Origin of the sequence: Paenibacillus periandrae, assembly GCF_022458865.1 — a bacterium.
Lineage (GTDB): Bacteria > Bacillota > Bacilli > Paenibacillales > NBRC-103111 > Paenibacillus_S > Paenibacillus_S periandrae.
Genome location: NZ_JAJNMU010000047.1, coordinates 1 through 24,258 on the forward strand (window position 1 = coordinate 1; position 24,258 = coordinate 24,258).

Sequence of the window (24,258 nt, forward strand, 5' to 3'; positions counted from 1 at the left end):
AATGCTACCGTTGAAGGTCGTCATAATCGTATTAAAGCCTTTCAACGCCGTCATTATTTTATTTGTAACCCCGATCGATACAAATCGGGGATTTTAGTTGAATGTAATCGTCATCGCCTTTCAAGTTAAATGAATCACTTCTAGATTAGGAGCAACGTGATCTGTGTAAGTTTTGAACAAAATTTGATCTACAGACGGCTCATGACTAGGCATAGAATGGTTTGAACTGATGAATGGAGTGTATGAAATAGTTTCCTGTTTGCAACCATTCAATAAGATGGTAGTTAAAAATAGGGCAACTACAATGAGGTATCTCTTCATATATCAAACCCCTTCGGTAATAAAATTAACCTTTTATCTATTCATCACCTAATATACTTGTAAACAAATCCTGAATTATATGCACTCCCCAAAAATACAAAAGTACTAATAGATCGATGAATTTGTTGATGACATTGGTACATGGCTTCATTATTTGTTCCGTGAATAGTAAAATCATACCATATATAAGTCGAATTTGGCAGAGAATTGTAGAAAGAATGGCGAGTTTCAAAACAACTTGCCATCCCTTCCCATCAGAGTTACCATACACACACTCAAACAACGGGAAGGGGATTTGCACTATGGAAGATTGGCCGGAATGGTTAGTGAAAGGTCTGTACAAGAGGTTTGATGAACTATCTCTATCTGTTGAACAGCAGGAACATATCGCTCCATTGATCGAAAAATCATCAAAATTGCTAACGGATTTGAAAAGTGGGGATGATTAAGGAGATTAAGCTTTTTTTAAAAGAGAATCATTTGGAGTTTTGACGATCAAACAGCATGGACTCGCCATGCCATCTGTCTAATCCTCTATTCTTATTACAGGTTGGAGCCTATTCTTCGAGCTCTTCAATCTCCATCCCACTTCTCAGGGTAAATAAATAACGCGTTGGCGAGAGAATGGTTTTCTTCTCTACCAACGCGTTAAATAGTTCGTCATCAAAATGTTCAAGTAAATCCTGCAGCGCATTCATAACTTGTACAATTTCGTTTACTCGATTCTTGATTTGAGCTTTTTGATCCATACCATTAAATGTATATCACTGTTATTAACTAAACTCTTGACGACGAGGCAATGAGAACCATAGCCCATCAAGCCATGCCAGCTCTTGTTCCGTTAACTCATTCATGTCGGCAGCATTTCAGTCACTCTTTTCTAGTGATGCCTTAGTTAAACTTCGCGGTCCTTGTCTCCGGATCCCACTCCACTTGAATGCCGAGGATTTCCGCAAGCTGCCGGACCGGTAAAAATGTCACGTCTTTTTTAATCGCAGGCACCGCCTCTTCCAGCAGCACTTTTTCCCCGTCAACCAGCATCTCAGACTTTCCGATGTGCATGACGATGGTCTTCCCGTCTTTGGTCAGCGTTATTTTCTGTTCGCTTGCTTCCCAATCCACTTTGAACCCGAATACGTCAGCAATTGCCCGCAGCGGAACCATAGTTCGTCCGTTCTCGATATAGGGCCATGCTTCGACCACTCCACTGACTTGCAGATATAACCCGTTCACAAGGACCAGGACACGGTTCTTCTTCGCTTCCGCACACGAAGGAAGATCCAGTTCGATCTTCTTGCCATCTGCCGTTATGATGCCCATCCTCCCTTTGGAAGACCTATCGCTGGGAGTATCACCCATGCTACCGTTACATGATGGCATCGGCACTGAATCCGACCAGTAGAAATCCCTGTCTGCATACGCCGTAGTTCCGAATACCAGAACACAAAGCAAACCGAGCACACTGTACTTCCATTTTGATTTGAACAATTGTATCAGCTCCATTTTCATATACCTCATTAACTATTCATTGATATCCAATACTTGATCTCTGGGGATATTTGCTAGTGGAGAAGGACTGGAAGGAAGTTAGCTGAAGGAGGCTTGATCTCCTCTTCCCCGCTCTTATAAGTGAAAATTTCGACCTTCACCGTATCCTCCTCTTCACCGCTTGCCACTATCTTGAAAGAGCGGTTCACGTTACTTTCACCTGGCGTAAAGATAGATCGAGTACCGCTTCGAGCTGCAGGATTCCAGTACACCAAATTACCTGCTGCCTCATCTATGACAGACAGGCTAATTGATGGAGAAATGTCCGACGTTTCTTTGACATCGAGGGCCAAGGTTTCTCCGCTGTTCATGACAAAAGCTTTTCCGAGCTGAATACCCTGAGTACCGTCAGTATTTTCGTCAATTACAGATCTCGGCAACTTCATACTATTATTGAAAATATTCGTGATTTTATTTTTCTTGTCATAGGTCGTTAGCTGCTTGTAACCGATAACATCATCGCTTTTCGTTTTGGACAGATTGAATGTAAATTCCTTAGGGGTAAGGATTTCATAAATCACATACACCCCGCGCTGGATGACCTCGTCGATAAATGCAGCATGATCATATTGATATCTGTTGTTGGAGTACTTCAGTTCAAAAGCAATTTGGTTCGAAATCATTTTTTTAATGACGCTATCCTCTTTATACGCTTCTGCTTTGTCGGTGAAAGCGACAGTTACGGTTCGATCCTGCACGATTATTGTTTTTGTGGTCATTCCGGCAACGGAGGAGTCATCTTTGTCCTTCCATAGAATACCCACCTTATAATAAGGCTCTGTGCGGTTAAAGTAATCCAGTTTCAATCCAGTGTCATCGATATACAAATCTGTTGCCAAAACGCCCATTTGGGATTTTCCCAGCGTGGCTTGTACATTTCCTTCTAGCGTATCGTTTACATTGTAATAGGTCTTAATGCCTCCGCTGTACTCCGTAATCGGTTGTGGCGCTTTCGCAAATACCACGGATGAGGAGAAGAGGGCTACGGCTGCGATCATTACGGCAGTCACGATGCCGGCGAGTGCCTGGCCTCTTCCTTTACTTGGGTTCATAATCAGCTTAAATCTTCGGTATAGCTGCTTCTTAGGCTGAGCCAGGCTACTATTAAGGGCAGGTGAGGCTTGGGAAGCAAAATGCAAAATCATTTCGCTATAAAGCTTCTTTTCCATGGGATGCATCTTTTGGGATAGGGCTTCATCTACAGCATATTCGCAGGCTTCGCTTACATTGGCCAGGGCCAAATAGGAAACCGGATTAAACCAGTGCAGGCAGTTCACGATCACGGCAAAAAGCTTCAGCCACGCGTCTTTTTGCTTGTGGTGAATCAATTCATGCTTTAATGCCAGTTGATAATCCTCCGTACTCATATTCGTAACGGGAAATACAATTTGGGGCTTAACGAACCCGATTAACATAGGTGAATGCACGTTCGGACTGGCCAGCACATTCAGGTTTTTCACTATGTCGATTCGGGTACCTTGAAGCGCCTTGCGTTTAAATCGAAAGTAATTAAAAAAGTTAAAGCACAGCATGATGACAAAACCGCTGACCCAGATTCCCAGGACCCAAGCTTCGGGAGCTATAACTGGGATATTAAGGTTATCGTTCAAAACACCTTCGCTGGAAGGTACAGGCGGTTCCATTGCTTTTGTCCCTATTGCTGTCGTCGTATTTCCAGCAAATGAAACTGTACTTGTGTCCGGCATCAGGGAATGAGGAAAAAGGGCTGGCACTTGGATACCGAGCGGAACGATAAACAGCAGCAAGGCCGACAGACAGATGTAATAATACCAACGGCCGCCGCATTTAGCAGCAAGCTTCGTTTTAAACAGAATGAGGCACAGACTAGCGATACTGCCGGAAAGGGAGGTCATAAGCAGCCATTTAATCATGGAAATCGGCCTCCCGTTTAATAAATTCACGGAGCTCGTCGATATCCTTTTTAGTGAGGTTTTCATCCTTGAACAAGGCACTGATCAGGCTTTTGGCAGAACCGTTATGTATGGAGCGTACGAAGCTCTGCGTCTGCAGTTTTTGATATTCCTTTTCGCTTAAGGCCGCCCAATATTCATATGCGTGAGAGCGTCCAAGCTTGATGGAATGCAGAGCGCCTTTGTCAATCAGTCTGCCAGCCAGGGTGATAAGCGTCGTAATTTTTTTGTCAGGCAATTTTTCCGCAATTTCCTTGGTGGTCATCCTTTCTCCGCTCTCCCAGATGACTTGCATAATCTCCATTTCCGCCTTGGTAATTTGCATATCAACACTTCTCCTCCTTTCGATTCTACAACTCGTTTTTTATTATACAAAATGTAGAAACGAAAAGCAACTCCTGACGATCATAAGAAAAGACAGTAAAAAAAGACAGGGCTTGTCTGAAGCAAGCTCTGTCTATATGAATTGAGGCACAATCACAATCAGTTGCATACACTGCAGTCAGCTTTTGTACGCGTCACTGAAATGGAGTTGTTACCTCTGTTACGGGACTCTTTGTCAGTTTACGGCACTATTTCTACCCGCTTGGATAACGGGATGGCTTTTACACCTGTCTGCCTGTCAGGGTTTTTGTAGAACCGAGCCTCTTGAACGGTGATGGCCGTTTGGACCGACACTTTTTTGGCTCGAAGCGTTATTTGGAGCAGTGCCTCTCCATTTCGTATGAGGGGATTCACTGTAGTAAAATCAATTGTGTACAAGCCATCTCCGCCTGATATCGAAGCAGCAGCATGCTCCGGCAACGTCGCGGTACCTACCAGATCAAAAAGCTGAGCATCGAAGCTGAACTTCAGCGTTCCTCCGTATACCGATTGATAGACGGAACTGCCAACCGTTGAACTTCCATCGTAGGCATCTAACTTGAAGGTATGATCATCCATTAGATTCAATCTGGTTGGACCACGCAGCGCCGCTTCCGGCATTATCTCTCCCGCCTTCGCTTTAATGTCGCCCGATTGACCTGATGAAACAAATCCAAAATAACCGCTTTGTGTAATCGGATTGTCCCTGTCCACGACATCCAGTACTTTCAGGCCGTTCACATAGCACAAGATCCGAACGCCGCCCTCCACATTGACAGCACCAGCATAAATTCTTGAATCGCTGCCGTTGAATTGATTGTTAGGGAATGTAAGAAACAGCTTCTGCTTGCCGTCGATCCATTTTTGCAGCTCCCACACCGTCGGCTTAAATATAATCAAGTAGTTCGTATCCTGGTTGAGCGGCTTATTGGGTGTCTGCGAGCGAATAAGCATACCTGGCCACTCCAGCCCATTGTTTGCAAAGTCGTAGCTCATATTCCAGGCAAACAGCGTATCCCCGAATTTGGAACGGGTATATCGCGTCATATCCTTGGCAAAAATGTTCCACCCACCGGCTGTATTGAACGTATCCGACCACCCGGCTGTATCGTCCAATATCGACTGAAAGTTAACTTTCGGCACAAGCGGAAGCTCTGTAGAAATAACCCTTTCCTCATATAATCGGGTCGCGGCCAGTAACGTGGCTTCTTCAGCTAAAAGCTGCTCATAGGCCACTCCTTCATCACCGAAATGCGTGTAAGCCCTGTCTCCCGCTTGCTGAAGATCGTTCCTTGCATAAGCTGGATATTGCCCCGGCAGACTGCCTTCGGAAGTTGTATCCATCATCCTGCGTTCCAACTGGATAACCTCCAACAGCCGCTTTCGGGCATCGAGCGCCTTTAGTTTGGATTGAAGCAGACTGCGCGCCGTGTTAAGCTGTTCATCCGTAGACGATGATTGCATGACTATAGTCTGCGCGGCATCAATGGCTTGTTTAAAATCGTCCAATATAGTTTGCGGAAACAAACCCTCTCTCTCCGCTTTAACGTATATATACCGTGCATCGACAATCGTTTTGCGCAATAGATCGGCTGCTGGAAGCTCTTCCAAGGGCACAATAAGACCAATATCGTCGTAATATACGGACTGCAGAGTCGCCTGAGGTTTATTATTCCAGGTTAGCGTCGATTCGCTCCATCCGTCCTCGGCTAATCCATATACCGTGGTACTGGCTCCGTCTGCAGCAGCACCGCTTGCACGAAGCAGCAGCTTCACGCTTGTAATTTGTTTACCTGCCAGATTACCTAATGGGAATTGCAAATAAATTTCTTCCTGGTAACCGGTATTCCAATATGCTGCATTAAACGAGGTTGTATTGCCGTAGTTTGTATTCGCATCATCTGTCCCCGTCTTGGTACGTACTCCAGCACTTTTGGTCGCATAGAGAATCATGGGGGTCGCGGAATCTTCTGTCATCACCTCAAGCCTCGGCTGGTTCGTACCGGTCCGTTTCGTTGCGAACGTCGTCCGGCTGCTGGCACCTCTCACGGTAAGACTGGCTGCAACATCCCGCTTGCTTTCATCCCGAATGAATGATGTCACATCATAAGCAAGCCAAGCAGAGCTTGTTGTCGGAAGCGTCTGGGTATCAAGCTCAATCAGACTGTCGCCTGCCCCCGGCAGCGGCTCTTTAGCCACATATACAACAGCGGACGTGTTCGACGCTCCCGTTATAAACTCCAACTTATGCTGCGTCCACTCTGTTCCGTACGTCATCCCGGTCACTGTATCTCCCCCAAAGTTCCGTACGCCGAAAACAGATGCCGAATCTGGGGACGAGGCTTTGGTCCATAGCGATACCGTATAGTGCGTGTTTGGAGTTAAACCGGTCACTGTTTGCTCAAGCTCCGAGACGCTCCCGCTAAGCTGGGCACTGCCGTTCTGAGTGCGTGTTATCGCGGTTTGCGATGACCAGGCCGCACCCGCTGCGTAAATATGCTGAGCCCGGCCTTTCGTTACCAACCATGGCTCCAGCGTTCTCGTCTCGAAGCTGCCATTCATCACACGGTCAGCGGTAAGGGGAATCATAGACGCAACAGTTCCGATGACAGGCGGAGCTGCAAAATCATGTCCCGTCTTGAATAATGGCTGCCCGTATTCGTATGCCCCTATATCAGGAGCGGCTCCGGTATACCCGTCTGTAATACCGGGGACAACTATTCCTGCATCAATGCCAGGCGAATTCGCCATTAACCGAAAATCGAAATGATCCGGGTTTATAAATTGTGGATCGATACCAAGCATGAGATTGTTGCCGGTCACATAGCCTGACGCTTCACCAAATTGAACCTCGCCTCCGGTCACAATATTGTTGAAGATACGATCTCCATACATATCTCCTTTGAACACGATTGCATAAGTGCCCATCCCCAGGGTATTGACTGCAGCGGTATTATTATAGACCAAATTGTAGTTACTCGGAGAGTTAAGGCGAATAGGATCGGAATTCGGCACATTCCATATGACGTTATGGTGTATGATAAAATGGCTGCTTTGATTGTCCGTATAAATTCCCATGCCCAGGTGTGTATACATATCGTGGAACGTATTGTACCGGATTTCGGTATTTCGGGCATCATCTGCTGCCGTATAGAACAACCCGCTGTCCTTCGTAATTAAACCGCCGTAAGAAACGTCATTGTATTCTACGATCATACGAGCGGGATCATCCAATTTGATTACATCTCTGCCCGATCGGGTTACGGTGTTATAACCGATATAATGTCCGGTTCCGCTGGCGAATACAACCCCGTTCCATGTACCTGCATAATTGCCGTCATGAATATAATTATTAACGATTTGGTTGTATTGTCCCTTTACATTCAAAATACTCGCGGAGCTGAAGGTAAGCTCGCTGTTCATAAGTTCATTGTACTCGCCCCTTATTGTCAAACCGTTATTCTCCTCCAGCGGATTCCCTTTGTTGTTCCGGCTGTTGTGAGACACATACTGTGCATGGAGCCTGTCGATGACAAGATGATTCGATTGATCGTTCGTCTTAATACTTGTCGCGAACAGCCGAAGCCCCTCCAGCCGAATATAGGACCGGTCAGACAAGTCGAAACCATAAATTCGTTTTTTTGCCTCAACCTTTACATTTGAGGCATCATACCCCGCAGGCGGCTTAATGAACAGACGCCGGTTCTGTTCATCCAGCCACCACTCGTTCTCCGCATCCAGTGCAGCTTTAATTCCCGATAAAACATACGGTGTCCCACTTCTCGGGTCATAGTTCGAGTTAGCTGCCCGGACCGAAGTGAAGGTCAGCTTATGAGAGGCGGGGTCGTACTGCGTCACAACGCTGTCATCACCAACCCAGCTCGAGCCCCCGGCAAACCAGATGTCCGCTCCGGTCCAATCGATATTGCCAGGGAGGCTTCCATCTGTAAGGGTTGTGTTGCTCCCCGCTTCCGCCGTCGCCCTGGAAGGCTCCATCAGCGTCCCAGTATTGTTCGGCCATCTTGCGATTTCCGCCATCGCGCCGTTAATAAAAATCTGGTTGCCGGAGCCAAGCGACCCTTCCATTGGCGCTTGCAGCAGCGGGAGCGCTCCTGATGAATCAAATGACCATCCGGACACAGGATCCGCCCCGCTAATAGTGACATTTTCGTTCGGATAACTCTTAAATGTAATGGGAGCTGACTCTACTCCTGATCTTGGCGGGGTTACGGTTTCCCTGTAGGTTCCTTCCCGAATCAACGCGGTGTCTCCAGGCTGCATCATGCTTGCCGCTTTCTGGATCGTTCTCCAAGGGCTCGATAAACTGCCATCTCCAGTCATGTCGTCTCCCGTTACCGCCACGTAATACGTATTCGGTGAAGCGTTTACATTTTCAGGCTTCATCAGCATGATCATCGGCAAAGCAAGCACATAGACGACAAGCAGGCCAATGAATTTCAGCACCCTTCCATGAAGGCATGTACACATAAACCATCATCCTTTTCATTGTATTATGACAAGAGGGGCGCTCCCTTACGCCCCTCCTTATCACTGCCTCTTATTGCTGCGTCTTTCTCCATGTGTCAATCTGTGCTTGGAGCTCCTGTGCTACTTTATCGTAGCCTGCCGCTTTCAGCTTATCTTCCCGCTGCTTAATGATTTTATCAATATCGTCAAGCCCGTTGTCCAGAATCGGCTTGAATTCCTTATGGATGGCTACAAGCCGGGCCATTTCGTTTTCTACGTTTTTTCGGTCAAAACTAAATGAAATCAGCGGATCAACCAACGCCGTTTCATTCAGCTTTTTTGTCTGTTCCCATACATCGTCCGGCTGACCCGGCAGCAAATACGAATTGAATACGTTGCCAATCATCCAGGCTGGCAGCGAATACCCTCCTGGCTTCGGCTCAATCCGGTTGTCTGCCAGTTTGGTGTAATCCTGTCCTTCGATGCCGAACGACAATAGATTGATTAATTCCTTATCGGTATTGATCAGATCGAGCAGCTTCATCGCCAGCTCGGGATGCTTGGATGTGGAGCTGATCGCCGTTAGCGTCGATAGGGCACCGCTGCGCTGTATGATCGGCTGCCCCGTTGGAATGTTAACGACCTCAAAGCCATATGCCGCCTTCAGCTCGGCATCCGCACCCGGCTTCTGCCGACCGTAGCGACTGAAGATTTTGCCAGCTTTAATCAGAGACAGCTCATCCTTGAGCGTTGCTACATCCTGCGGGAAAAATCCTTTCTGATACCACCCGCGGAACGATTTGAATGTATCCGCATGAAGCTTCACACCGTCCTCAACCTTCCAAGTGGCAGGATTAACGACAAACAAATCCTCGATGATCGTCCCAGACCTTTTAAAAGAAAAGCTGGTGGTTCCTTCACGGACCGGAATGATTCCAGGTTCCTTGTCCTTGACGGTTTGCAGCGCTTGGGTCAAATCCTCCATACTTTTAATGGCCTTCAAGTTAATACCGTACTTTTCCGCGATATCCTTCTTAAACCAAATGCCATCTTGGCTGGTCATAATCTGATTGTTCGGCATGCCGTACATTTTTCCGTTAATTTTGACGGCATCCCAAATTTCCTTACGCATCATTGCTTTCAAACCCGGATAATTTTCAATCATCGCATCCAACGGGATATAGGCTCCGCGGTTCACATTGTTGACATAACTGTTCGCCCATGCAGACGTAAAAGCCAAATCGTACGCTTCGCCCGATGACATGACCAGCTGCATTTTGCTGTCGTAGTCTCCGGGGTTGATAAATCTCATTTCCAGTGTTGCGTTGATTTTTTTCTGGATTCGCTCATTGGCTTTGTCCAGTACCGCTTGCGAATTTTTCGGTTCGCTGCTGCGAACATACCAGACGAGTTTTTCCGGCTTACCCTCCGGCTGGGCAGCATGACTGGAAGGCTTGGTTCCTCCTGACTGGCAACCGCTCAAAACTGAGCCCGCAAGTAAAATAGTCCCTACAGTAATCCCCGTTATCCTTTTGATCGTATTCATTAATAGGTACCCTCCGCATGTCATTATTTTGAAACTATGATGAATATTTATTGCCGCCTTACCCTTTGACTGAACCTACTGTCAGGCCCTTGGCAAAATATTTTTGAAAAAAAGGGAATATAAGCAGCATAGGCCCTATAGCCAGCATGCACATCGCCATCCGCATATTTTCTGTAGGTAAGGAGGCCGCAGCCGACCAATCGACAAGCCCGTTTTCCTGCATATTTTTTGTGATTTCACTTATATTTTTCAGCATCACCTGCAGCAGGTATTGAAGCGGATACATCTCCTGGCTGGAGACGAACAGCAATGCCGGATACCAGGAATTCCAGTAAGTGAGCAGCTGCATCAGACCGACGGTTGCCAGAACCGGCTTCGACAGCGGCAAAATAATCTCCAGATAAATACGAAGCTCGCCAGCACCATCGATCGTCGCCGATTCTACAAGCGCATCCGGCAGCTGCTGAAAGAACGTTCGCATCAGAAAGACATAAAACACATTGACGAGCACCGGAATAATGAGCGCCGCATACGTATCCTGCAAATGCAGGTAATTCGTCATCAGGATATAGAACGGGACGAGGCCGCCGTTAAATAGCATAGTAAAAAACAAATAAAAAGTGATCACGCTTCGGTACGCAAAATCTTTGCGTGATAACGGGTACGCGCAGGAGGAGATCATAAGCAGCGACAGAAAGGTACCCAGTACCGACATGATAGTCGTCACCTTATAAGCGTTAAAAAGTGTCATCGGTGAAGATAAAATATAACGGTACGCTTCCAGATCAATTTGAACCGGTAGAAGCCGGTACCCGTGAGCAGCGATGTCTTGATCATTAGATAACGAGACGGCTATGATCGCGACAAGCGGTATAACAAATACAATACTCAGACAAATCATAAAGAGATGAATGCATCTTTTGAACCATAGCTCCGTTCGGCTGGCAGTCAAGCCCGTTTCCCTCCTCTATATTTTCAAATTAAAACAGTGCATTGTCCGCATTGCGGCGTTTGACGAACCAGTTCGTACCGATGACGAGCACAAAGCCGACGGTCGATTTGATAAGTCCCGCCGCTCCCGAGATACCGATATCTCCGTTCACCGTGAGTGCACGGAATATGTACGTGTCGATAACGTCCGTCGTTTCATACAGCGTAGTGGAATTCATCGGGAGCTGGTAAAAGAGACCGAAATCGGCATCTAAAATGTTGCCTATCGCCAATATCGTCAATATCGTCATCACCGGATACAGAAACGGCAGTGAGATGTGCCAAAGCATTTGCAGCTTATTGGCGCCGTCGATTTTGGCCGCTTCGAAATAGGCCGGATCGACTCCCATAAGCGCTGCGTAATAAATGATTGCACCCATCCCTACTTCCTTCCACCACTGGGCGAGCGGAAAAATATAGAGCCAAGGATCGCTCAAATTGTAATAGTCAAGCGGCGCGTAACCGAACCATTCCCTAGCTTGATTGAGCATACCCGAACGTGGATTCAGAAACGCATAAGCCATGTAGGCCACGACAACCCAGGATAGGAAATGCGGGAAGAGCATCACGGTTTGATACACCTTCAGCATCGAGCGGCTTGTTATCTCATATAACAGCAGAGCGATGACAAGCGCGCCGAGCAGATTCATACCAATAAAGACGGAATTATACCCCAGCGTATTTCGTACGATTCGCCATAAATCGGGGGAGTCGAGTAAAAATCGAAAATTGCTGAACCCTACCCAATCGCTGCCAAGCAGTCCTTTGTTGAACTGATATCGCTTGAAAGCTACGATAACTCCGAACATAGGTATGTACTTGAAAACAAAAATGAATAAAACCATCGGCATGGTTAACAGCAGTAGAAAACGGTTTTTGCGGAACGTTTTCCATCTGCTCCCGAGCCGGACCGACCGGCGGCTAGCGGGCGAGCGTCTTACAGTTACGGATTGCCAATCTTGCACTGAGCTGCACCTTCTTTTCCTTCAGAGGTATGGGGCTGATGTGCTCCTATCGTACTGTAAGCAGCCAATGTCGGTAAGGGTTAAAATGAGTGAAATGGTTTAAAATCGCAGTCTAATCATCCTTAAATGGTTCAAACAGCCCCATTTCCAAGTAAAAAACCTTATCAACCGGCAGCTGCGCGATTCATAAGGTGAAGGTTTCCCTCTCAATTGTTTTTACGATTGATTCAACCGGGTGAGGCTCAGTTTCAAGCGGTAGTCGGTAGGGGTAGCACCCACATGTTTTTTGAAAATGGTATAAAAGTATTTCTTGTTCTCCCAACCAATCCGGTCAATAACTTGATCGATGGTCAGGTTGGTTTCGCCAAGCAGCTGTTTTGAATTCTCAATCCGGACCGCTGTCAAATAATCCGACAAGGAGCGAGCGCCTTGATCCCGGCATAGCTTGTTCAAATACGCAGGTGTCATATTGAACAGAGCGGCGATGCCATGCGGAGAGAGCGCGTAATCGGCATAGTTCTCGTCAATATATCGATAGGCCTGTGCGACAATGAGGCCGGTGCGGTCGTTTTTATTTCTGCCAAGCCGTTCTGTAATAACGTGGAACAAGCCATGAAAATGCTCATGAATTTCCACCAGCGTCTCCGCACTTTTGATCTTCCTGTCAAACTCGGAGAAACCGCTCTCAAACGATATCGTACTGTTGCTTTCCATTACATGCAGTTGATTAAAGACGGCCGAGGATATGTAGGATATTACAAGCATGATGTTGTTATAGTCGCATTTGGAGACAAGCTCCGTGAGCCGGGCGTACGTCTCCTCCATTTTCTCCAATTTCCCTTCCTTAATCGCACCCAGCAGCTGCTCGACAAGCGGATGGTCGATTGGGAACGATTGCGGCGAATCTGCGAACTGAACCTCTCGAAAGAGCATACATCGGTGTCCATATTTCAGCCGATCGTTGGATAAATCCAGCGCATCCTTATATATGTAGGGTAAATCTCTGAGATTCATCGCCGCCTCGCTCACGAAGATCGATACCGTCAGTGAACAATAGCGTTCAAAGCTTTCGAGTACCTGATGCAGGGATCGGGATAGCTCCAGCCTTCCATTCCCCGATAATTTGCCTTCCTCCTCCATATTCAAGATCAATACAACAACGTCTTCATCCAAATCAACCGCTTCACAGGTATGGAGCTCTGACATAATTTCGCCGGCGATGTTGGTGAGAGCATATTTGAGCAGCGCCCGATCGGACTGCTTGTACCGCTCGCAAAATCCGCTATAGTGATCGATTTTCATCACCGCAACGGCGACAGGCCTGCCGGGGTCCAACGTAATCCCGTATTCATGCAGCCATTCGCCTTCTTTCGGGGGGAATCCGGTTAGAAGCAAATCCGACAATGATTTCTGCTTTAAGGTGAATATATGGCTGCTTCGAAAACGCTGCAGCTTTTGCACCGGGGTGTACAAGTTTATGGCCAGCAGAAAAGCCGCATATGAGCCAACTACCAGCATGGTAAGCGCGATACCCAGCGTAATGTAGTTGACCTTGGCGGCAATATTCGCAATCGTGCTGTAGGCTGTAACACCAACAAGCTGCCATTGGAGTGAATCGCTGCCTGCGTAGGTTACCACAGATTGGACGCCATCTATTTCCGTTACAAAATAGCCCGATTTTTCGGATGAATGGATAATATCCTGCACATAAGGTATTTCTGCGGCATTTGTCAAAAATTGCTTTGGATCGGTATGCGCCATCACTCCGCCATCTCGGCTGACGAACCAGAAGCTTTTGTTATCCAGAGTATCGAAGCTTCCTAAGGTCAATTGATTGAGAAGTATATCTATGTTTACATTGAAAATGAGTGCGCTCTTCAGCCCACCATCCAAATAATACTCGGGCTGCACATACGAAAATACATTCATGGTTTGCTCCGGGTTCGTTTCGCTGAGAGGCATCCTTCTTGGGATCGGGGCAAGCTTAGGCAAGGTGCTGCCCTTCTTCAGGATTGTTGCCGCCCATGGATCAAAATCACTCCCCCGGCGTATCAGCGGATTGGAGCCTACAATATAATACATATCCTCCTGACCGTTGTACACATAGAACGAGCCTATGTACGGATTCGATTTCAGCATAAGATCAAGCGCCCTCATACTGCTGAGCTGCTCATAAATAGACAGATTCTGTCCGTTCATGAGATTAACCGCGTCCAGATTATTGGATAAAGTAACCGCGTAGTTCCTGACATAAGTATGAACCTGCTCGGCGTTATAGATAACCTGATGCATAATTTCTTCGTTTGAACGATTGATCAGTTTACTGTTGTAGCTTTTAAAATAGATGTAAAAAAACAGCGAAAGCACCATCACCAGTAGTGTTGTTACCAGCGTCATTTTAATAAACATATTTGAAAAATAGTTATCTGACCGCTGCTTCTTCATCACTGTATACCTCCATCCGATTGAGTCCACCTGTTTTAAGTTCATTATATCGGCTCCCTTATCGGTTGAATAGCGTATAGTGACAATAGAAACCAAATCTGAACCATTTCTCCAAATTTAAACTACTATTGTTTTTTCTTCAAGTGTTTTTGACACGCCTGACACCTTCGGATTTTCGGAGAAACCGATTGTTGCGCAAAGAAAAATAAGCTGACACCGGTTGGATACAGGCGCCAGCTTACCCACAATTACTTCACATCAACATCAAACGATGCTTGTTTGCCACTAGGAGCAATTACGTTCACTTTAAAGCTCGTCACATCATCAGCCGCGCCTGTATATTGGATGAAGCCATTGTTTTCATCCACGCTTATTGCGTCTGGATTCACACCGCTAATATCGGATACGTAGAAGCTGAGTTTAAGCAATTCGTTGCCGTTGTAGCCGACGCCCTTTGATCGTACAAGCATGTTGTCGTTCGCTTGACCCTCTTCATTCATCGTTCCCGGTGCGTTCTCGTTGACGATTTCATCACCGTATTGATCAAGAGCCGTCAGTTTCTCACCGAGCTTCGCGTCCCACAGATACAAGCCGTCCTGCAGATCGGCCATGGACACGGATTTACCTGTTTTCTTCAGCGTCAAGCTGCTCACGGCTGGCGCTTCTTTCTTCGTACTTACTTTCAATGATGCAGTTTGCATATTTTTCTTGCCGTCATAGAACATCACGGTCACTGCAGCTTGCCCTTCCTTACCGCCTGCAATGTAGTGGGTGCTGTCTTTATCTTTTGATTTGCTTGCAACGTCCGCTACTTGCGGATCGCTCGATGTTAAGGACACGATATTGGATGAGACTTTGACTTCATCACCTTTGTCTTTGGTCGCACGAATTTTCACTTCTTTGGTGAACGGCTTGTACGTATCGTACATCGTGCTTGCCCCTTGCGCTCCGGTTCCGACCGACATGAAATCGTCCGCGGCCAGCATGGTGTTATCTACCGATTTATCCAGGTACGCTTCGTAGGTCAGGTTCGTGTTCACATTTGAAGGATCGAGCACTTCCATCGTCGTGGACAAGTTGTTCACTTCAACATAAGAATTGCCATTAATCGTCACCGTACCCGTGCTGTCCTGCTTATACAACGTCGCTTTGTACGTGTAGCTGGCCTCTTTCGCATCTGCTGCCGTGTAAAATTTGAACGATTTGTCGTAGAAGGAGTCTTTCGATGTGTCTGAGCTGTCAGCTGCCAAATGGAAGTCCCGCGTAACCGCTTGTCCGATCTTCGTCGGCTGCAGCACATACTTACGCGCGGATGTCGCGTCGCTTACGTCCTTACGCTGCGCACTCGACAAACTTGTGGCTGCCAGACTCGCTTCATCGCCACCACTCGCTGTCAACGAATAACGCACCACATACTGACCGTTCGCATCGTATTTCAACTCACTGCCGTATTGGTCGTACAACTTAATTTTCATTTCATTGTCTGTGCCGGCAGTCATATATTTTGCAGGTGCTTGGGAAAACATAAGCTTATCAGCTTTGCGCTTGTCATTCACATTCACCTTCAATTGCGTTTGAACCTGCGGGTTGTCCTTCAACTGCACCGTAATAATTGAGCTTCCTTTCGTATTGACGCCGGCAATGGCGATCTTGCCCTTATAGCTGCCGGAGTTCGAGATCGGCTGATCGGCAAGTGTCACGCCACCACTGGAAAATATAGTAAATTTATCACGATTGTCATATATGTCCTGTGCCGATAACGTGTTGCCTTGGTCGTCCTTCACGATCAATGGCAAGTATAACTTGGCATCAAGACTTTCATCGCCGCTTGGCACGTCACCTTTAGCCAATGTGTACGAGTAGGTCCCGAATTGAACTGCGCTCGGTACGTTCGTCGCTGTGATGGGAACGGTTTTTGTAACGGATTCGCCTGAGCCGTTCGCGAATACAGTCACAACTACGTCCTTCACTTTGTCGCTAATCGCACGCAGCTTAAGGTCAGCCGCATCATCGCCCACAGCGTTGTCGACGAACGCACCGGATTCTCCCTCGTTGCCCTTGTCCAGATCGGAGTCGGAGAAGGTAACGGTGACACCTTTGTTCAGCTCGTCCTTAGCATCAACACGCAGACCGTATTGATCGTAGACTTTCAGGTCAAGATAAGCGTAGCTGTTTGATTCGATGGAGCTTACTACATTACCGGACGTGCCATGAAGGTCGCCTAGCTCAACCTTGGACACGATACGTGCATCGCCAATGGTGAACACTTTGTTCGCTTGTGTGCCGCTATCCTGGTGAATGACGGTCAGTGACAAGCGGTCATCGCGGTTCAGCGTAGATGGCAGAGTCAGGTAGAACGCCTGCTCACCGCCGATAGGTGTTACTGATCCGAGGCTGGCGTGGAGGTCAAATTCGCTAGCTGATACCGACGATTGCTTACCGTATTGATTTGTTGCCTTGAAGTCAATACGTAGCTTCGCCGATGGGTTATTTGGCAAGGTATTGGATGTCGTCACTAGATCGATTTTCGCTATTTTCTCTTTCTCTGTTGTTGCCTTCGCCGTTTGGCCTGCTTCATCTATGCTGCTCAATCCGCCGAGTGTCGCGGTCCAGGCAGCATCATCAAATTTAGTATCAAAGGTTAACATTGCAGTTGACTTATCTGCGCTCCAGGTTGTCGTGTAGCCATCGGATACCGGCAATCCGTTCCGCGTCAGCGCAAAAGTAACGGCAGAGGTATCAGCGACGACACCATTAAGCCGAATCGACATTACGTTCGCATCAGTAGCTTTCATCGAAGCAATCGCGTATTTGCCACTAAACACCGATTTAATCTGATATTTCGATTCATAGGAAGCCATCGCGAGCAGCTCGCGGCTTGCTGCTGTCGTACCGCCGAACGTACCGTTGGTGCTATTGCTCATCAATCCGCGGTCGAGCGCAAGTGCCACGTATCCTTTCGCCCAGTCGGAGACGGTATCATCCTGCACGGCTGTTATATTCTGCGCATTTTCCTCAAGACCAAGGCCGCGAAGCAGGAAAGCTGCCAGCTGTTCTTTCGTCACTTGGCCAGTTGGATCGTATTTGCCTTCAGCAACGCCGTCTGTAATACCCGCTTTGACGATCGCTTCGATATAAGGCATTGCATAGCCGTTCGCCGGGTCATTGCCGCTCACATCGGAGAAGCTTGAGGTCTTCAATGTCATGTCGACTGGTAATCCAAAAATGAGTGCCGCCACCTTCGCGAATTGGGCGCGGTTCATGTTTTCTTTCAATCCAAATGTGCCTTCTTCAATACCGTCAAACACGCCAGTGGCGATCAATTCATCATATTTCTCTTTCGTTACACTGTCCAGATTCTTGAGGTCTGTAAAATCTTTGGATGATTTCGCCTTTGTTGTTGTCGTAGCAGCTAATGCTGCAGTGGAAAACATCGAGAACGCTACAGCCAAAGAAAGAATCGTCGACAAAGCTTTTTTCATATTGTGTATGACCTCCTAAGGTTGTTGTAATAGATAATAGTCCCCGCGTGCACGCCAAATAGCGATACACTAGTCGGGTTGCTCCGAAACACACAATATCATTCTTTCAGAACGAATCGTCTGTTTGCCAGGCGCTCATTCGCGCCGCCGTCTGTTGTATCGCTTGCTACGTGTCTTAGTATACTGGATTATCGTCGCCCGCGTCACTGCTAACTATTTGGCAATGCTGCCAGCTATGCTAATGGTACTCATCTATTCATACAAACAAAAACCGAGTGCGAACACAGCCAACATAGCCTCAGATAACTCTACTATTACCAAAAGAGCATCGATCAATGCATTAAGGTACTTGAAATGTACTTATGACAAGAACCTTATCGCATTAACAAAAAGCCGCACTCTAAACAATTAATGTAGACATGATATTGAATTCCGAACATGTTGTCAGTTTCTTCATTATTATGTTCATTCATAATAGTTTGTTAATTAACGTCTACTTGCATATTCCAGTCCTTAATCTCCCCGCATGCGTTTGAAGAAACATGGAGGCAGGCATTTCCGTATTAAAACAGGCGATATGATCCGACAAGAAGGTGGGGTTATCGTTGGTGGAGGAAGCTTATACATGATGAACAATCAGTCCAAAGATGCGCAACAAGCAGCTTGGGAATTTATCAAGTTCGTGCTATCACCAGAGCAGCAAGCTTTCTGGCATATCAACACTGGCTATTTCCCGGTTACTAAGAAAGCTTATGAGCAACCGATCGTTAAAGAAAACATGACTAAGTTTCCACAGTTTAAAACGGCTATCGATCAGCTTCATGCCACCAAAATTAACAAAGCAACCCAAGGAGCGGTTATTGGCGTATTTTCCAGAGACAAGGCAGTTGGTAGAAAATGCGATTGAAGAAGCCTTTAGCGGTAAAAAGACACCTAAAGAAGCATTGGATACAGCATCTCAAAGTATTACCGCCAAGATTGAATTTCATGGGTAGGTTTTTTTGTCTACTGTGCCGACCCGGGCTCTGACTGCTTCGAACGGAATTTGACGAGCCAGACTCCCGCAAGAACGGATAGGATAACTGCTGAAGCACTGAATGCCATGTTAATATCGACTGAGTAACCGAGTATCGGACCAAGAGCGGCTCCTACATCCAAAGTGAGCGTATATAGAGTAATAATAGTTACTTTGAAAGAAGACGAAGCGGCATTCGTGACAAGGGTATCGATGGCCGTAGTCAGCAGTGTAGACGAAACTAATATACCTACGATAAATAACAGCCATACCGAAAAAGGCAGAGGCAGTGGAATCGCTGCAAAACAGCACGCTGCGGCAATCAATACGATGGACATCAGCCGTCCATGGCTTTTGGTTCGATCCATCCTTCTGCCGAACCAAGGAGACAGCCACGGACTCCATCCCCACCGCATAGCCTGCAGAAGACCCGACACTGTCGTTGCTCCCACTGCCACACCAACCATGAAAATGGAAGAAACATGCAGCGAAACCAAATGGCTTAGAGTTGCCGTAAACATTCCTTCGCAAATCATGGAGACAAGAAGTCCTGTAACAATCATAAACAACACGTTCGAGGGTCCTTTAAAAAGCAATTTCACCTGCAGGCTGCCTTTAGCACTAGGTGTTCTGGGGACCGTGCTTGTCTGCGGAGACCTGGAAGAGTACTTCCATACTAAAGGCAAAGAAATCAATGCAATAATTCCGAGGGTCACAGCGACTGCGTGTAAGCCATACATGTCTGCAAAAAAGCCGCCTGCCATCATTCCGACCAGACTGCCGAGTCTATAAATTCCATTATATCTGCCAAGCAAGGCTCCACGGTTCTGTTCATCGGACAATTCCAAAATCGTTAAATAAGCACCAATACGCAAAAACGTCCAGGCGACTCCCCATAAGCAGCGCAGAACAACCCACCATACAAATCCGCTAAGCAGTCCGTACGAGGTAGTCGTAAGAAAGGCCAATACAACCGATAGTATCAGCCCCCACCGTTTGTCCATTCTCGCATACAATAAGCCAATGAGCGGACTAAGTGGCAACCGGACGAAACGATTAACGGAAAGAAGGATGCCCACCTCCCATAAGGAAGCCAAGCCCATCTCGCGCCAATATATCGGCAGGGCAATGTAAAGCATCGAATCCCCCATCAAACAAACGGCAGTAACGAGGGCCATCATGGTTACGTGCCTTTTCGGATTATCTGTCATTAAGCACCCCTCTCCTTGTTCCATTACATTAAAACAAGTCCAGTTAATGTGCAATAATCATTTTTACAATACATTAATAATTATGATAAGAATTGCTCAAATAAGGATAATCGAAAAAAGACATTATCGCTGGGATCGTACTATACATCGGTTTTGAGATTATTGGGTTAACCGCTTTCCTTAGGTGCTATACATCCCAAGTCATTCCTGCTCACCATAAACATTGTGCTATAATGAACTATCATACGGGAAGGGAGTTTTCAAATGGAGACTATAGAAATTGTTGCCCTCAGCGCTTTAATCCTGTCTGTGCTGCTTCTGCTGAAAGTGTTCAGCTTGCAGAGACAGCTTAATGAATTAAAATCGGATCTAAGAGGTCCGAGCTTCGGAACGGAAGTACACGAATACTCCAAGCCAAACCAGAATGGTCCTCGCTTTGCAGCGGATATTACCCGTAACTCGCCCTTTGCAATTCTTGATGAGAGATTGCGCTTGCTGCTTGCTTCAGGAAAAAGGGTTCAAGCAATAAAGGAATTCAAAAAAGCGAGCGGTCTCAGCCTCAAAGAAGCCAAGGAATATGTAGATAATCTGGAACGAGCGCAGTACTGAACGACTTCATTTTCCATATCCATACATCCACGCCTTGGTCTACGCAGTTTGTAAAAAAGCCAAAAAGGGCTGTAACAGGTCACCCTTTCACTACCTGTCACAGTCCCCTAATCTTCGTCCAACCGCAGCCACTTGGCTATGATTCCTCATCGGTCGCAATCGTAATATTCAAGCATCCTCAAAGCAGCTCTTTAATCGACACCTGATACAACAAATTATTTTCACTGAACAGCACGCGATCTTCGCGAAAATCTTGCGTCCGTGGTACAAGGGGCTCGGATTTTTCATTCAGAAAATGTACCTTATGCCCTTTGGTCATGCTTGGTTTTTCATTTTTCTTGATATAATAGTCTCCACTTTTTCCGTACCCGCCATCGAACAAGAAGTGACAACCATCCGTGCAGAACCCGGCCGAACCGGAAATCTCAGGATTCATAAACGTGACCTTGGGCTGGCTGGGTCCGTCTGAGATGCAGCCCAACAAAAAGTCCGTATAGTAATAAAACCAGACCTCCTCTTCTCGGACAACATTCAAAGCGTAACAATCGGCAATATCAGACACGTTATCTTCGTATAATTTGTTGCCATGCTCATCCCAGGCTACAAGGCCGTGTGCACCGACGGGTTGATCCCACCCGTTATTCCCGAAAACGCCTTCGTCAAAATAACTGGTCCAGATGGTACCTTTCTCCGTCACTTGAACTTTCTGAATCCCGTCTCCAAGCAGGAACTCACGAACGGTACGTCCTTTATAATCACACACTTTGGCGTTCAGATCATATTTGCCTGCACCATAATACGAGCAGCGCGCTCCGACCAACAGCAGATGTCTGCGAAGCGGCTGAACATAATGATAATTGAAATGCTGGCCCTCAATCACGATTTCATCAATATATTGATCTTCTACCATCAAAACCTTGTAGGTATACGGTTGCTTCAAAGTCGATGGGACGAACATTCCACGTTCCCGTTCCGGGATCTGGTTAATCAGCAGGACATAAACGCAGCCATCGCCACCGAATTGAGCCGAGACTATCTCGAATCCCTCGGTATGCACCGAAATATCAACAAATGGCTGCAGCGTCACCGTTTTATGAAACATGCCAACTCCTCCTTAAGGTTTGGTATAACACCATCCTCTGTTCTGTTAACTGTATTATGTCAGAGTAGATGGGACCTGAACATGGCGGAAGTATGGCGAGGTTACTTTTATAGTTTAATCTGACCCATATAGCTGACCACAAGCTGCATTTATATCTGAACCAAATTGGGTTCTCACGGTAACATGGATTCGTCTTGACTTTAAAGTCTGAACGAACATTTTGACACTAATCAGATCAGATTCTTTAAAGCTTTGAGGCGTCGCATCTGTGGAGTTGTAGGGTATCAAGTTAACATGATATAGATGCTCCCATAATCCCCTTCCCTGCAATAAATTAGCAACAGCTTCAGCATGTTTTATTGAATCGTTTATCCCCCTGAGAAGTATATAAGCGATATACACTTTTCTACCGGTTTGCTGTATGTGGCTATCCAACGCTTTCATTACTTCATCCAGAGGGAACCGATCATTAATAGGCATCAGTTCGCTTCTCTGCTCGTCGTATGGTGAATGTAACGAAAAGGTCAGGTTAACTTGTGGAAAGTCCTTCATCAGCTTGTAGATTCCCGGCAGTATGCCAATCGTAGAAACCGTAATTCTTCGGTGGCCGAGACCAAAAAGCTCCGGATCGGTCAGTATCTTCAGTGTGTCAAATAAAAAAGGGTTTGCAAGCGCCTCTCCCATTCCCATAAAAGAAACACTGTCCAAGGGATGGTTGTTGAAGTAAAAATGAAGCAATTGATCAGTTATTTCATCGGTTGTTAGATTTCTTTTCAAGCCTATCGTTCCAGTAGCACAAAATCGACAACCGAACCCGCATCCACACTGGGAGGATATGCAATACGATTCCCACCCGCGTTTATAACTTAACCTAACTGCCTCTACACGCTCACCACCAGCAATTGCAAACAAAATTTTGCTGACCTGATCAGATTTTCTTTCTAATATCGGAATGACGCTTAACAGATTATTATCAAATTCTTTAATTAATTCATTACGTAAAAACTTTGGCAAAATGGTCATTTCCTCAAAACTACTGATTTTTTGCTTGAAAATAGAGTCTATAATTTGAAGATATCGGTAATGAGGCTGTTTAAGGCTTGATATGATTCGCTTAATCTTTTCGTATTTGGATTGTGGTTTCATTATTTTCTCCTTTTAGCACGGAGAAAAAACGCACAAAAACACCAGCTAACCGGTGCTTTAGTGCGTTTTACGTTAACCTGTCTATACAATAAAGAAACTAAGCGCTTATTGAAGTCATCGCTAAGTGCATCTATATATAGAAGGATAAAGTTCCGGTGGCTGCTTAGTTGTTTGGTGAACCATGTCAACGATCATTTTAAAGGACAGGTTCACATTAACATCTACAACTTCAGATTCGGTCATAACTTTATCCCTCCTTAAGCTTAGCTTTTAATTAATATGAAAGACTTTAACATTAAGTATAACTAATGGTCAAGAAAAAATGCAAGCACTCGATCCTTAAATACCGTTGTACGTACGTTTTTACAAGTACGTCTTTCTGAACTTTTGCGGAGGCAGTCCGTACAATTGCTTGAACAGCGTGCAAAAATATCTTTCATTATGAATGCCGACCAGCTTGCTCAGCTGTAGAATAAGGTGCTGAAGTAGGAGGGAACCAGATTAACGTAATCCGCCACCTCATCCAGCGTCAATCTCTCTGCAATATTGTCCTCGATATACTGCTTCGCTTTGGATATCTCCGAGCGAACCGGAGCATGCCTCTGGGACAGGCAGTCATTAATGTAAGCCAGCATCCGGCTCCACTGCTGCTCGAACTTCATCCCCTCATCCAGTATGTTAGGAGCAGGATCGGCAACCAGCTTCCAGACGACAACCTTTTGTCTGACATCGTCCATGAACTGCCGGATCAGCACACTCATACGTGGCTTAGGGATTTGGTGCTCACGGGCGTAATGGGCAATGCGGCTGAGCTTCCCTTTCAACGCATCAACCTTGGTATCCGGGGCAAGCTTGCGGCTGATTTCCTCAAACCACAACCGGATCATACCCTCGTCAGCAGTCTGTACAGTCTGTGAGGGCAGCTTGGCATATACCTGCCCTGTGCCTAAGGAATAGTACATATCCCGAAGGAGCTCCGATGCCTGCAAGAAAGAATTAGCCGCCGTCGCCCAGCCATTGCGCCTGGAGCTGAAGCTGACATGAACCACCTGTTTCATATATCTTTGAATATTTTCAATCAGCTACGATTCCATGCGGGCGAGGGGCTACTTCACCG

The 24,258-nt window shown here is 46.4% G+C and carries 16 protein-coding genes and 2 pseudogenes; 4 read left to right on the forward strand and 14 right to left on the reverse strand.

Going from position 1 to position 24,258, the window contains the following annotated elements; genetic code table 11:
• Positions 1–129, forward strand: a pseudogene (locus tag LRL21_RS47125) (ISL3 family transposase); the annotation flags it as partial.
• Between the two features lie 494 nt (positions 130–623).
• The gene (locus LRL21_RS42625) at positions 624–770 is read left to right on the forward strand and encodes a hypothetical protein (RefSeq protein ID WP_240421827.1); all 147 of its coding nucleotides are present in this window, start codon (positions 624–626) and stop codon (positions 768–770) included.
• Between the two features lie 108 nt (positions 771–878).
• On the opposite strand, the gene LRL21_RS42630 is transcribed toward LRL21_RS42625, so the two are convergent.
• The 10 genes from LRL21_RS42630 to LRL21_RS42675 all read right to left on the reverse strand — a co-directional run bounded on the left by LRL21_RS42630 (position 879) and on the right by LRL21_RS42675 (position 18,058).
• On the reverse strand, positions 879–1,070 hold the full coding sequence (locus LRL21_RS42630; RefSeq protein WP_240421828.1) for a hypothetical protein: 192 nt from the start codon (positions 1,068–1,070) through the stop codon (positions 879–881).
• A 142-nt stretch (positions 1,071–1,212) separates the two neighbouring features.
• On the reverse strand, positions 1,213–1,824 hold the full coding sequence (locus LRL21_RS42635) for a stalk domain-containing protein (protein WP_240421829.1): 612 nt from the start codon (positions 1,822–1,824) through the stop codon (positions 1,213–1,215).
• 59 nt (positions 1,825–1,883) lie between these two features.
• A complete protein-coding gene (locus LRL21_RS42640) occupies positions 1,884–3,761 on the reverse strand; it encodes a M56 family metallopeptidase (RefSeq protein ID WP_240421830.1) in 1,878 nt (625 codons plus the stop codon).
• Positions 3,754–4,125 (reverse strand): BlaI/MecI/CopY family transcriptional regulator, encoded by a 372-nt coding sequence (locus LRL21_RS42645; RefSeq protein WP_240421831.1) that lies wholly within the window; start codon positions 4,123–4,125, stop codon positions 3,754–3,756. Before LRL21_RS42645 ends, LRL21_RS42640 begins: the two co-directional genes overlap by 8 nt.
• Before the next feature lie 239 nt (positions 4,126–4,364).
• Positions 4,365–8,627: a CBM96 family carbohydrate-binding protein gene (locus LRL21_RS42650; protein ID WP_240421832.1), complete on the reverse strand. Its 4,263-nt coding sequence runs from the start codon at positions 8,625–8,627 to the stop codon at positions 4,365–4,367.
• Positions 8,628–8,721: 94 nt separating this feature from the next.
• Positions 8,722–10,176, reverse strand: coding sequence for an ABC transporter substrate-binding protein (locus LRL21_RS42655; RefSeq protein WP_240421833.1), 1,455 nt, complete (start codon positions 10,174–10,176; stop codon positions 8,722–8,724).
• A gap of 58 nt (positions 10,177–10,234) precedes the next feature.
• Positions 10,235–11,128 carry a carbohydrate ABC transporter permease gene (locus tag LRL21_RS42660; protein ID WP_240421834.1) on the reverse strand — a complete coding sequence of 298 codons (894 nt, stop codon included), beginning with the start codon at positions 11,126–11,128 and terminating at the stop codon, positions 10,235–10,237.
• Positions 11,129–11,156: 28 nt separating this feature from the next.
• Positions 11,157–12,131, reverse strand: coding sequence for an ABC transporter permease (locus LRL21_RS42665; protein ID WP_240421835.1), 975 nt, complete (start codon positions 12,129–12,131; stop codon positions 11,157–11,159).
• A 216-nt stretch (positions 12,132–12,347) separates the two neighbouring features.
• A complete protein-coding gene (locus LRL21_RS42670) occupies positions 12,348–14,621 on the reverse strand; it encodes an AraC family transcriptional regulator (RefSeq protein ID WP_240421836.1) in 2,274 nt (757 codons plus the stop codon).
• Between the two features lie 203 nt (positions 14,622–14,824).
• Complete coding sequence (locus tag LRL21_RS42675; RefSeq protein ID WP_240421837.1) at positions 14,825–18,058, reverse strand: S-layer homology domain-containing protein; 3,234 nt, start codon at positions 18,056–18,058, stop codon at positions 14,825–14,827.
• Positions 18,059–18,614: 556 nt separating this feature from the next.
• On the opposite strand from LRL21_RS42675, the pseudogene LRL21_RS42680 reads away from it, so the two are divergent.
• A pseudogene (locus LRL21_RS42680) lies at positions 18,615–19,053 on the forward strand (extracellular solute-binding protein); the annotation flags it as partial.
• 10 nt (positions 19,054–19,063) lie between these two features.
• Here LRL21_RS42680 and LRL21_RS42685 read toward each other — a convergent pair.
• Positions 19,064–20,284 (reverse strand): MFS transporter, encoded by a 1,221-nt coding sequence (locus LRL21_RS42685; protein ID WP_240421838.1) that lies wholly within the window; start codon positions 20,282–20,284, stop codon positions 19,064–19,066.
• A gap of 264 nt (positions 20,285–20,548) precedes the next feature.
• On the opposite strand from LRL21_RS42685, the gene LRL21_RS42690 reads away from it, so the two are divergent.
• Complete coding sequence (locus tag LRL21_RS42690; protein WP_240421839.1) at positions 20,549–20,893, forward strand: hypothetical protein; 345 nt, start codon at positions 20,549–20,551, stop codon at positions 20,891–20,893.
• A 178-nt stretch (positions 20,894–21,071) separates the two neighbouring features.
• Here LRL21_RS42690 and LRL21_RS42695 read toward each other — a convergent pair whose 3' ends face one another.
• From LRL21_RS42695 to LRL21_RS42705, 3 genes are all read right to left on the reverse strand, one after another.
• A complete protein-coding gene (locus LRL21_RS42695) occupies positions 21,072–21,995 on the reverse strand; it encodes a hypothetical protein (RefSeq protein ID WP_240421840.1) in 924 nt (307 codons plus the stop codon).
• 114 nt (positions 21,996–22,109) lie between these two features.
• Complete coding sequence (locus LRL21_RS42700) at positions 22,110–23,141, reverse strand: Cfr family 23S rRNA (adenine(2503)-C(8))-methyltransferase (RefSeq protein WP_240421841.1); 1,032 nt, start codon at positions 23,139–23,141, stop codon at positions 22,110–22,112.
• A gap of 461 nt (positions 23,142–23,602) precedes the next feature.
• A complete protein-coding gene (locus LRL21_RS42705) occupies positions 23,603–24,199 on the reverse strand; it encodes a hypothetical protein (protein ID WP_240421842.1) in 597 nt (198 codons plus the stop codon).
• Positions 24,200–24,258: the final 59 nt, after the last annotated feature.

Bases quoted from the DNA above. Each gene is read 5' to 3' on its own strand.
- LRL21_RS42625 (WP_240421827.1), top strand. From the start codon at position 624: ATGGAAGATTGGCCGGAATGGTTAGTGAAAGGTCTGTACAAGAGGTTT.
- LRL21_RS42630 (WP_240421828.1), bottom strand. From the start codon at position 1,070: ATGGATCAAAAAGCTCAAATCAAGAATCGAGTAAACGAAATTGTACAA.
- LRL21_RS42635 (WP_240421829.1), bottom strand. From the start codon at position 1,824: ATGGAGCTGATACAATTGTTCAAATCAAAATGGAAGTACAGTGTGCTC.
- LRL21_RS42640 (WP_240421830.1), bottom strand. From the start codon at position 3,761: ATGATTAAATGGCTGCTTATGACCTCCCTTTCCGGCAGTATCGCTAGT.
- LRL21_RS42645 (WP_240421831.1), bottom strand. From the start codon at position 4,125: ATGCAAATTACCAAGGCGGAAATGGAGATTATGCAAGTCATCTGGGAG.
- LRL21_RS42655 (WP_240421833.1), bottom strand. From the start codon at position 10,176: ATGAATACGATCAAAAGGATAACGGGGATTACTGTAGGGACTATTTTA.
- LRL21_RS42670 (WP_240421836.1), bottom strand. From the start codon at position 14,621: ATGAACTTAAAACAGGTGGACTCAATCGGATGGAGGTATACAGTGATG.
- LRL21_RS42675 (WP_240421837.1), bottom strand. From the start codon at position 18,058: ATGAAAAAAGCTTTGTCGACGATTCTTTCTTTGGCTGTAGCGTTCTCG.
- LRL21_RS42685 (WP_240421838.1), bottom strand. From the start codon at position 20,284: ATGACAGATAATCCGAAAAGGCACGTAACCATGATGGCCCTCGTTACT.
- LRL21_RS42690 (WP_240421839.1), top strand. From the start codon at position 20,549: ATGGAGACTATAGAAATTGTTGCCCTCAGCGCTTTAATCCTGTCTGTG.
- LRL21_RS42695 (WP_240421840.1), bottom strand. From the start codon at position 21,995: ATGTTTCATAAAACGGTGACGCTGCAGCCATTTGTTGATATTTCGGTG.
- LRL21_RS42700 (WP_240421841.1), bottom strand. From the start codon at position 23,141: ATGAAACCACAATCCAAATACGAAAAGATTAAGCGAATCATATCAAGC.
- LRL21_RS42705 (WP_240421842.1), bottom strand. From the start codon at position 24,199: ATGAAACAGGTGGTTCATGTCAGCTTCAGCTCCAGGCGCAATGGCTGG.